The 8,659-nt window shown below is 45.4% G+C and carries 10 protein-coding genes; 2 read left to right on the top strand and 8 right to left on the bottom strand.

All coding sequences use genetic code 11. From position 1 onward, the window contains the following. Positions 1–42 precede the first annotated feature (42 nt). Positions 43–1,440 (top strand): RNA-guided endonuclease InsQ/TnpB family protein, encoded by a 1,398-nt coding sequence (locus F6K38_RS00175; protein WP_008191855.1) that lies wholly within the window; start codon positions 43–45, stop codon positions 1,438–1,440. A 203-nt stretch (positions 1,441–1,643) separates the two neighbouring features. Here the strand turns inward: F6K38_RS00175 and F6K38_RS00180 are convergent, their stop codons facing one another. The 4 genes from F6K38_RS00180 to F6K38_RS00195 form a co-directional block, all read right to left on the bottom strand. After that, positions 1,644–2,237 carry a CPBP family intramembrane glutamic endopeptidase gene (locus F6K38_RS00180; protein ID WP_008191857.1) on the bottom strand — a complete coding sequence of 198 codons (594 nt, stop codon included), beginning with the start codon at positions 2,235–2,237 and terminating at the stop codon, positions 1,644–1,646. Between the two features lie 390 nt (positions 2,238–2,627). Continuing rightward, the gene (locus F6K38_RS00185; protein WP_008191858.1) at positions 2,628–3,725 is read right to left on the bottom strand and encodes a DUF3326 domain-containing protein; all 1,098 of its coding nucleotides are present in this window, start codon (positions 3,723–3,725) and stop codon (positions 2,628–2,630) included. Then, entirely contained in the window at positions 3,722–3,907 is a 186-nt protein-coding gene (locus F6K38_RS00190) for a DUF8621 family protein (RefSeq protein ID WP_008191859.1), read from the bottom strand. Before F6K38_RS00190 ends, F6K38_RS00185 begins: the two co-directional genes overlap by 4 nt. A gap of 411 nt (positions 3,908–4,318) precedes the next feature. Next, positions 4,319–4,642 carry a 2Fe-2S iron-sulfur cluster-binding protein gene (locus tag F6K38_RS00195; RefSeq protein ID WP_008191861.1) on the bottom strand — a complete coding sequence of 108 codons (324 nt, stop codon included), beginning with the start codon at positions 4,640–4,642 and terminating at the stop codon, positions 4,319–4,321. A gap of 285 nt (positions 4,643–4,927) precedes the next feature. Here F6K38_RS00195 and F6K38_RS00200 point away from each other — a divergent pair, with 285 nt between their 5' ends. Then, a complete protein-coding gene (locus F6K38_RS00200) occupies positions 4,928–5,116 on the top strand; it encodes a hypothetical protein (RefSeq protein WP_131827212.1) in 189 nt (62 codons plus the stop codon). A gap of 439 nt (positions 5,117–5,555) precedes the next feature. Here F6K38_RS00200 and F6K38_RS00205 read toward each other — a convergent pair whose 3' ends face one another. The 4 genes from F6K38_RS00205 to F6K38_RS43160 all read right to left on the bottom strand — a co-directional run bounded on the left by F6K38_RS00205 (position 5,556) and on the right by F6K38_RS43160 (position 8,634). Then, a complete protein-coding gene (locus F6K38_RS00205) occupies positions 5,556–7,457 on the bottom strand; it encodes a baseplate J/gp47 family protein (RefSeq protein ID WP_287355878.1) in 1,902 nt (633 codons plus the stop codon). A 96-nt stretch (positions 7,458–7,553) separates the two neighbouring features. After that, the gene (locus F6K38_RS00210) at positions 7,554–8,012 is read right to left on the bottom strand and encodes a hypothetical protein (RefSeq protein ID WP_287293298.1); all 459 of its coding nucleotides are present in this window, start codon (positions 8,010–8,012) and stop codon (positions 7,554–7,556) included. Positions 8,013–8,076: 64 nt separating this feature from the next. After that, on the bottom strand, positions 8,077–8,469 hold the full coding sequence (locus tag F6K38_RS00215) for a GPW/gp25 family protein (protein WP_008184152.1): 393 nt from the start codon (positions 8,467–8,469) through the stop codon (positions 8,077–8,079). Positions 8,470–8,484: 15 nt separating this feature from the next. Continuing rightward, entirely contained in the window at positions 8,485–8,634 is a 150-nt protein-coding gene (locus F6K38_RS43160) for a PAAR domain-containing protein (protein ID WP_353737154.1), read from the bottom strand. Positions 8,635–8,659 lie beyond the last annotated feature (25 nt).

Consider the following 8,659-nt stretch of genomic DNA (forward strand, 5'->3'; position numbering starts at 1 on the left):
TAGCAAATAAAGAGCACAGAATTCAATGATGTGATTCCACTCATGGCGATTCTCAGGCAGACATTCCGTCTATATCCCAACAAAACAGCTACATCAAAGATGTTTTATGCAAGAAAACTTCACCAGTTACTCTACAACGCTGGGATAGCTGATCGCCGTTATGAGTGGAAAGCAAATAAAAAATCTATAGGATACCTTGACCAACAAAATTGTTTACCCGATTTCAAGAAATGCTGGCCGGAATACAAGGAGTTGTATAGCACTTCTTTGCAGGCTACTCTGAAGAGAGTAGACCTTGCATATAATCGGTTCTTTCAAGGGTTAGGTGGAATTCCAAAATATAAGCCAATTCGCAAATACTCCGGATGGACTTACCCTAGCAAGGCTGGTTGGAAGACTGACACTAACGGAAAAGATGGAACCTTGACGCTAAATGACCTCGGACTCACTATAAAGATGCGTGGTCAAGCCAAGTCTTGGGGGACACCAACGACTCTGACAATTACTTACAAGCCCAGTATAAATGCTTGGTATGCTTCAATAACTGTTAAGACAGAAACTCCTGATCCTAAATATGGCTCAGAATCTGACTTAAAATACGAGAAAATCGTAGCGTACGACCTAGGTACTGAGACTGCGATTACAGCCTTCAATGGCAGCGAGTTTGAGGAAATAGCTAACCGGCGTTTTACAAAGACTCTAGAACCTAAGGTAAAAGCTGCTGGCAAGGAAAAGCGTAGGAAGCAGGCTCCTAATTTCAAGAAAGGGATTAAGGCGTCTAAGCGTTGGAAAAAAGCCAACAAAAAGGAATCCCAATTGAATAGAAAAGCGGCTAACGCACGTAGAGATTGGCAACACGTCTTGATGCAGTCGCTCATGGGGGAAACCCCCAAGACCGCGCTGCATCGCAAGGTTACGTCAGATTTATCTAGTCGTTATGACATCGGCGTAACTGAGAAGCTAAACACAAAAGGAATGACCCGAAAAGCTAAGAAAGGGTCAAAAAGGAAAAAACAAAAAGCTGGATTGAACAAGGCTATTTTAGACGTAGGATTTGGCACTCTTAATAAAATGCTCACCTACAAAATTGAACTCAAAGGCGGAATTGTCCTTCAACTACCGACTAGACAATTAAAGCCATCTCAGCGTTGTCCAGAATGTGGAAAGGTTCACAAGAATTGGGCTGAACTGTCGAATAGATACCATGTCTGTGATGCTTGCGGCTTTGAACTTGATAGAGACAAGACAAGCACAATGGTAATGTTCAATGCAGCCCTAGGAAAACAGCCGGGGTACGGGACTGACCTCGATAAACGTGGATTTTCTAGCTCTACCTCAAAGACCAGTAAGCATACTGGATCGATGAGGCAACTAGGAAAGATGAAGCGTCAAAAATCACGTTCTAAGGACGGGTCTGCTGACACCCTGTCCTGGCCGTAGGCCACGCTACGCGAACGACCAGGACGGGGTAGTTCATTTGTTATTTAGCAAAGGGAGTCGGGAGTCGGGAGTCGGGAGTCGGGCATAAAAATTATCACAATTGATTAAAGATTATTATTTAATTTTTATTTAGTTGTTAATTTTTATTTGATTTTTAATTTTATATTTGGGATTTTTAATTAAATTTAATAGTCTTTTCTAGTCTATGTTGTATTTTCTAAATTACCCAATTTCCATACCAAACTAGACACAAAGTTGGTGACGATATGAGCTACTATTGGTACGAGTAAATTGTCTGTTGCTACCGCACTATACCCCAGAAGCAAACCAACAAGGGTTGCCCAAACTACATAGGGCCATTGTTGGATACCGCTTAGATGCAAAATCCCAAATAGCATACTGGAGGCTATGATACCGATAGCATTTAACCCTACTGCTGGCAACATCACACCCCGAAACAGTAATTCTTCACTCATACCGGGCAACAGTCCTAGCCACATTAAATCTGGTATGATTAGGGGCTTGAGAATTAACTTTAGGTATACTTCTGCACTCTGGCGATAAGCTGGCCAAAGACGATACACTAAGCCACTGGCTCCAGTAATTCCCAACCCCATGCCTAGTCCTATAAGTAGGGCATTGGGGGTAAATTTGATGGGCAGGAGACTCAGCTTACCTAGTTGCAGCCATAGCTTGGCAAAGATTAGTAACACTACGGCAGTTATACCCATTGCCACTAGTACTTGGATGCGGGTTAGGGGTTCAAGTTCGGGATTATCGGGAATTTGTTTTGTCACTAGGAAAAATGTAAGCGACGCAGAGTTGACACTCCCCGGCCTTTTGGTGCGAGGATTCTTTAGAGGAGATACCCAAGGGCATTGCTCGTAACAACCACATCGACTTCCCGTACCGTAGTACCAAGAAATCGGCAGTCCACTTGGCGGTGCCAATTGCCTCTACTCTCTCCAGCTTATTGCCATTGAGTCTACTTTAAAAGTTTTGATTTGATTCGCTCACCAAAAAGACTTCTGCTTGTAGAGGGCTGGGATTGGAGTCTTTGACCGAGCACCCATTTCGGGTAACTACCATTTAACCAAAGCGTCCCACTACTGGGATTTTCACCTTTTCTTTTCAGGTCACTGCGTCTACATAATTCTAACACAAAGCCGCCCTAGAAGAACGGGGTTTCAGACCCAATTTTTTGATGATAGGGATGGACTCAGAGCGTTAGGACTGATCCCAGCACGATGGGTAACCAGCAAGCCTAGAGCCTCTAAATATGAGTTTACTCGTATTGCTTTAATTCCCAAAGGTTCTGGAGGTACTTCCATGGTAGTTTGGTTTTCTTCAACGGCAATGATCTGGGTTTGCAACTGGCTAAAGCTTAACATTGCACTACCACCACAGGCGGTTGCTGGTATGACAATGGCATCTACATCATCAGCCCAAATGTCCCCTGGTTTTGAGGAAATCGTTTGAGAATCTGGATTAGCAAGGGAGGAGGGGGAATTTTTTTGGTTGACCACAAATTGGGGAGCGCGACTCAATCCTACTAAAACACAGGGTAAGAAGGTATAGCCCAATTCCTCTGCTGCTGAACGAGGTGACAATTTAGGATCGATGGGTAAAGGCATCAATGCTGGTGCATGAGCACAGGGAATTTGAAAGGTACGAACAATCAAGTGACTGATAATGGCTTCAGCACCAGCCAGGGGGTCTACGCCTCGACCATGACGGTAATCTTGCAATGCTTCACTATCAAAGTCATCGGGAAAACGCACTACTACTGCGATCGCATCTGCTCCAGCTTGCTCAATCAGGACTTGGGCTGCTCGCAATAAACTATCGGGATTTCCAATTGTTCCCCAACTGGCTCCAGATGCTGCTGTGCGCAGTTCTACATTTAAGGGAGCATCTGTAACTACGTAGTCGGTTAGATTCAGTCCTAGGGTAGCTCTGGTGGCATCTGCTGCTTGTAGGTGTCTCAAACGTAATTCCGGTTCAATCCCCTGATCCAGGAGTAATCCCACCCGGTTCTGATGTACAGGGCGTAATCCCCAGGATCCAGCGGCAAATTTGTCAAGGCCATAGCCTTCTACATAGAAGGCGTTGGGTAAGTTCCAGTACAACTGGGCACCATTGAGGACATTGGGATGGGTGATTAAGCGATCGCAAACTTGTGCGATCGCTCTAGCTACTGGCAAGGCATCCCCGGCATAGCCACCAATCGACGCTCCTACACCAGTAGGAATGATTAAAACAACGGTATAGGGACGCTGATTCACTTACTATTGACTGATTTAGTTACAATAGCTTCTACCGTAGCTTTCTCCTGCTCAGGGTCTACATGAGTAACCGCCCAGCGCAGGGGTTCTCCCCGTTCTTGTAGTTCTGCTTCAATGGCTTGGTGCAGTTCCTTAGGGGACTCTTGGAGGTCAATTTCTGCAGTAATGAAATGGGTTGTCATTGTTTTCTCCCTAATTCTAATTAGGATAATCTGGCTATCCTAATCTATGTGACATACTCCCACACTGAATCAGAGATTACAGTGTGGGCTTCTTGCCAACTCCACCCAACGGTTCGGATGCTCGGCAAGCTTTATTGACGACACGGGATGCCCCTCCGCACCGGAACAATACAACTCGTTCTATTTTTCAGTTAGTAGGTGGCGGTTAGCTCTTAATTTGACTACCCTACTATTTTCATCATAGACGGTAACAAAGTATCAAAGTTCGTTTCCGCCATTCATCCCACGCCAACCTTGCTCCTAGGGAGCCGCTACGCGAACGGTGCGGACGTGGGGCATAAGCGCGGATGAAGCTAACCATTCAGTCTAGCTATTAGGCTAATGGTATTTGATTATATAGCAGCATAGACCTTATGAAGGCTGACCAAACTGCCGGTCATACACTTCATCTTCTTTTGAGGTGTCAAATTTCAGGTTAGAGCGGGGATAAGCTACACACAGCAGCACATAGCCTTCTGCTTGGAGTTCTGGCCCTAAACCCATACCATCGGTTTGGTCTACACTGCCTTCTGCTACTCGTTTGGCAGCGCAAGTGGTACAGACTCCAGCCGTGCAGGAACTGGGTAAATCTATCCCCGCCCCATAGGCAGCTTCAAGAATTTTTTGATCCTCTGGCACCTCTATAGTGTATGTGTTGCCTTCGTGATTAAATTCGACGGTGTAAGTCTTGGGCATTGTATCAATTAAAAGCTGGATTCTCCGAATCCTATGAATAGGACAGGGAGGGTCACTGGCTTATTTTAGCGCTTTGTGGCATCCAAATTAAGCTGCTGCCTTCATTGGTCAATTGACTTGAGTACAAGGGACAACTCTATATTAGAATTTGGGCTAATTGTCAATATCATGGTGATCTAATCCCAATTCTTACGGCTCACACGGCTACAGATCAATTTCAGATGGCCATCTCCCCATCTGCATCTGTCATCTTACGGCGAAGTCTGGCGTTCCGTCAGTCAAGTAATGAATAGGAGTAGAGTGGGCATCCTGCCCGCCGGAAAATCTATTGAAACTGGCAAGATGCCAGTTCCACGCCTGATGCCCATTCTACAGGTGCGACCCGTGGCGAATTTAATAATTAGATGCGGAAAGCGCACCTACGCTTCAAATCATTCCATTATTAAGCAACGCCCGAAGCCTAGTATTGACTAGAGAATATTAGTCCTGACGTCATTGCTAAACAGTAGAATCAGGTTCTTAATGAAGTGTTGTCAACAGCTGAGTAGGTGATCTGTTTACTGTAATTGATTGGTTGATCAATCTTGCTTGGATTTGGCAAAATTTTTTTGACTTATTCGCTGTTTTATGATAAACACTGATTTGATTCATCGACAATTGTTGACTAAACGCAATTTAAGGATTATACCTCTGGGGAAAATCATCCTTAAATCCTGATCAGGTCTGAGATAAACATTAGTTAAGTTTCCGCAGATTTTTATTTAAAAAAGTTATTACAAAAAAGAACTAAATTGTCCGGAAAGATCTAGCTTAATAAGAATATGTATTTAGTGCATAACTACAGCTATTCTAAATCATTTGGGTGCGGCTCTTTTAAAAGTACGGTAGACTAGATCTCAGTAAAACTGACAAATTAGTCAGAGTAATAGTTTGAGTCAATACCTCCTGGTGGGTGACCAGCTGAAAAAGTCAGCAGTAGTTCAGGAATGATGGTGTTGATACCACTGCTGACCTCTTGTTCAAAAAGTTCCACCGTTGCTCCACTGGCATGGTCGGAATAGATAGTATTGGTCAGAGTTAGGGTATTAGAGCTAATACTACTAATTTGCGCATATTCCGGTTGACTAGTGTCTGCCCCAATCAGAATAGAGTCATTATCTTGAAAGCCACTAGCGCTACTGACCTGTAGGGTATTGGCTCCACTGCTGACAGCTTGAGTGAGTGTGGTGCTAATGGCACGAGATGGCTGGAGTGTGGTACTGGTTTCTTCTGCGGTAGCTTCCTCAGTACCATAATTACCCGTGATAATCCGAGCACGAAGCCAATAATTACTTTCCCCATTTACTGGCTGGGGTCCCATCTGGTCAGGGAGGGTGAAAGTAAATGCACCGCCAATCGTGAAGTTGGCAGCAGACAGACCAGAACTATTATGTTTAACTATCTCCCAAGTACTACCATTCCAGACTTCCCAGCGGACTTCCACACCCCCAGTGGTATTAACCGGTGGAGCATCACTACTTAAAACCAAATCAACGGTAACTTCAGCTCCAGGTTTGGATAAAACCTCCTGACTAGCCAGATAAAAGGTATCGTTGAAACCAGGTTCCTCACCAAAGGGATAGAAATCTTTGCTCAGATCCAGTTCATCGGTATCGAAAAAGCACAACTCTGGTGCTACATCACTGCCATTAATCTGCACACTGGCACTAATGTGATTGATCTGTGGCAATAACTGAGGTGGAGGTAAAGGAGTATTGGTAAGCTGAGCTTTAAGCCAGGCAGCATTGATCCCATTAATACTCTCCTGACTGGGGACTGGCAGATTCTCAATGGACACTTCCCACTCACTGTCACCTGAATTAGTCAAGCTTGGGAAGGACTTGCTAATTTGGTTCTGGTCGTCAATGTCTAGACGGGCCAAACGGATATGACTATTCGCTGGTTTGCTAGTATCGGTCTCAGCAATCAGTTCCACCACTGGTTCTGAGTCACTGTAGGAAATTACTACTAGCCTAGTTTGATTGGTGTTGCTGCTCAGGTCAAGGTCATATTTTTCAAGGAGATTAATCTCTCGACCTTGGTAATCTATCGCCTTTCCAGGTTGGACGATAACTTCACCATAGCCAATTTCAACCTCTAAGCCCTCAATAATTCCTAGTATTGGTTTCCAAACCTCACCATTCCAGTAAGACCAAGTGATTGGTACTGCTGCTAACCCAACTGCATTAGGAGAGTCAATGGTTAGGGTGAGAGTTTTCGATTCAGGTAAGGTGAGCAGCTCGTCACAAGCCAAATAGAGGGAATGTTCGATGGGCTGATCCCCTGCAAAGGTTAGAAAAGCAGCATCTTCTTGACCCGTTGCTTGCTGAGTGCGATCGCTATAGCGGTCTTGTTCTGGTTCCCGCACAAACACTGCTTGCAGCTGCACATTGGTCAAGGCTAAATCACGCTCGGTCTCGAAAATGACCTCTTCTTCCTCTCCTTCTGTGGGCGGTGCTGCCACCTCCGTCTGAGCAGGAACCAAGGCTTCTGTGCTACCAGTTGCCAAATAAAAGGTCAAGGGTACTCGCGCTGGTCTAGGTGGTCCAATGCTAGTGCCAATCAAATCCAGAAAGGCGAGGAAGTTTTTATCCGGGACTTGATTGATGCGATCGCTGACAATCGTTGCCAGATGACCAAAAATACGAATTAGTGACCGACCACCATCCGGCTTGTTATCTGCCAAAGGACGCCAGTCTGTGAACGCCTTAGCGCACGCCTCCGTATAGGTAACGATGTCTTCATAGCTACGTTGATCAATCTTTGGAGCTTGCATAAGAAATTAGGGAGTAGGGAGTAGGGAGTAGGGAGTAGGGAACAGGGAACAGGGAACAGGGAACAGTAGATGTAGGGTGGGCAGTGCATCATGGCATTAATTTGATTGCGATCGCATTTGTTGGCACTGCCCACCTAGGGAACAGATGTAGGGTGGGCAGTGCATCATGGCATTAATTTGAATGCGATCGCGTTTTGTGGCACTGCCCACCCGAAGATTAATTTGGTTGCGATCGCATTCTGTGGCACACCCCACCATTTGATTAATCACAAGTTGATCTAGATGTAGGGTGGGCAGTGCTTGAGACTGATTAATTTGAATGCGATCGCGTTTTGTGGCACTGCCCACCCGAAAATTAACCGAGTGATTAATTTGGTTGCGATCGCATTCTGTGGCACACCCCACCATTTGATTAATCACAAGTTGATCTAGATGTAGGGTGGGCAGTGCTTGAGACTGATTAATTTGAATGCGATCGCGTTTTGTGGCACTGCCCACCCGAAGATTAACCGAGTGATTAATTTGAATGCGATCGCATTCTGTGGCACACCCCACACCCCACACCCCACACCCCACACCCCACACCCCACACCCTACACCCCACACCCCACACTCCAAATTAATAATCTAAATAGAATGGATAAACTAAATTAAAGCGATTATTAGTACGGCGCACTTGGTAGTTAATTTCTATCAGGAGACGATTAAATTGGGTCTCATCCGGGTAGACACCTACATCTAGAACTTCAATGCGCGGTTCCCACTGGGTCAAGGCTCGGCGTACCTCCACTGTTAATTGTCCAGCTGTCCCAGCGCTGTTGCTGGCAAATACTAAATCATGAATACCGCAGCCAAAATCCGGGCGCATCAGTCGTTCTCCTGGAGAAGTACTCAGAATCATCCAAATCGACTGGCGGACACTATCCTCATATTGGGCCATTTCGATTTGTTTATTTTCGTCGAGTACTACGGGGAAATTCCATCCCACTCCGAGAAAATCAGTAGTCGTCATGGTTACATCTCCTTATCAACCGCCAATAAATACCTTCGTCGGCTTACCAGGCCCAGGGGATACTGTGCCGTGGGGAGGGGGTAATTCACTACAGGTCTTAACTGGGTCACCAATGCGCGCCACTGGTTTACCCTCAATTTTCACAGAAGAACTACCCTTAGTAATTTCAGCTGTTTTGTTAGGTTCCTTG

Source organism: Moorena sp. SIO3B2 (assembly GCF_010692525.1).
Classification (GTDB): Bacteria; Cyanobacteriota; Cyanobacteriia; order Cyanobacteriales; family Coleofasciculaceae; genus Moorena; species Moorena producens.

What these genes read in the sequence shown, in the direction of transcription:
- F6K38_RS00175 (WP_008191855.1), top strand. Translation starts at nt 43, where the DNA reads ATGGCGATTCTCAGGCAGACATTCCGTCTATATCCCAACAAAACAGCT.
- F6K38_RS00190 (WP_008191859.1), bottom strand. Translation starts at nt 3,907, where the DNA reads ATGACAACCCATTTCATTACTGCAGAAATTGACCTCCAAGAGTCCCCT.
- F6K38_RS00195 (WP_008191861.1), bottom strand. Translation starts at nt 4,642, where the DNA reads ATGCCCAAGACTTACACCGTCGAATTTAATCACGAAGGCAACACATAC.
- F6K38_RS00200 (WP_131827212.1), top strand. Translation starts at nt 4,928, where the DNA reads ATGAATAGGAGTAGAGTGGGCATCCTGCCCGCCGGAAAATCTATTGAA.
- F6K38_RS00205 (WP_287355878.1), bottom strand. Translation starts at nt 7,457, where the DNA reads ATGCAAGCTCCAAAGATTGATCAACGTAGCTATGAAGACATCGTTACC.
- F6K38_RS00215 (WP_008184152.1), bottom strand. Translation starts at nt 8,469, where the DNA reads ATGACGACTACTGATTTTCTCGGAGTGGGATGGAATTTCCCCGTAGTA.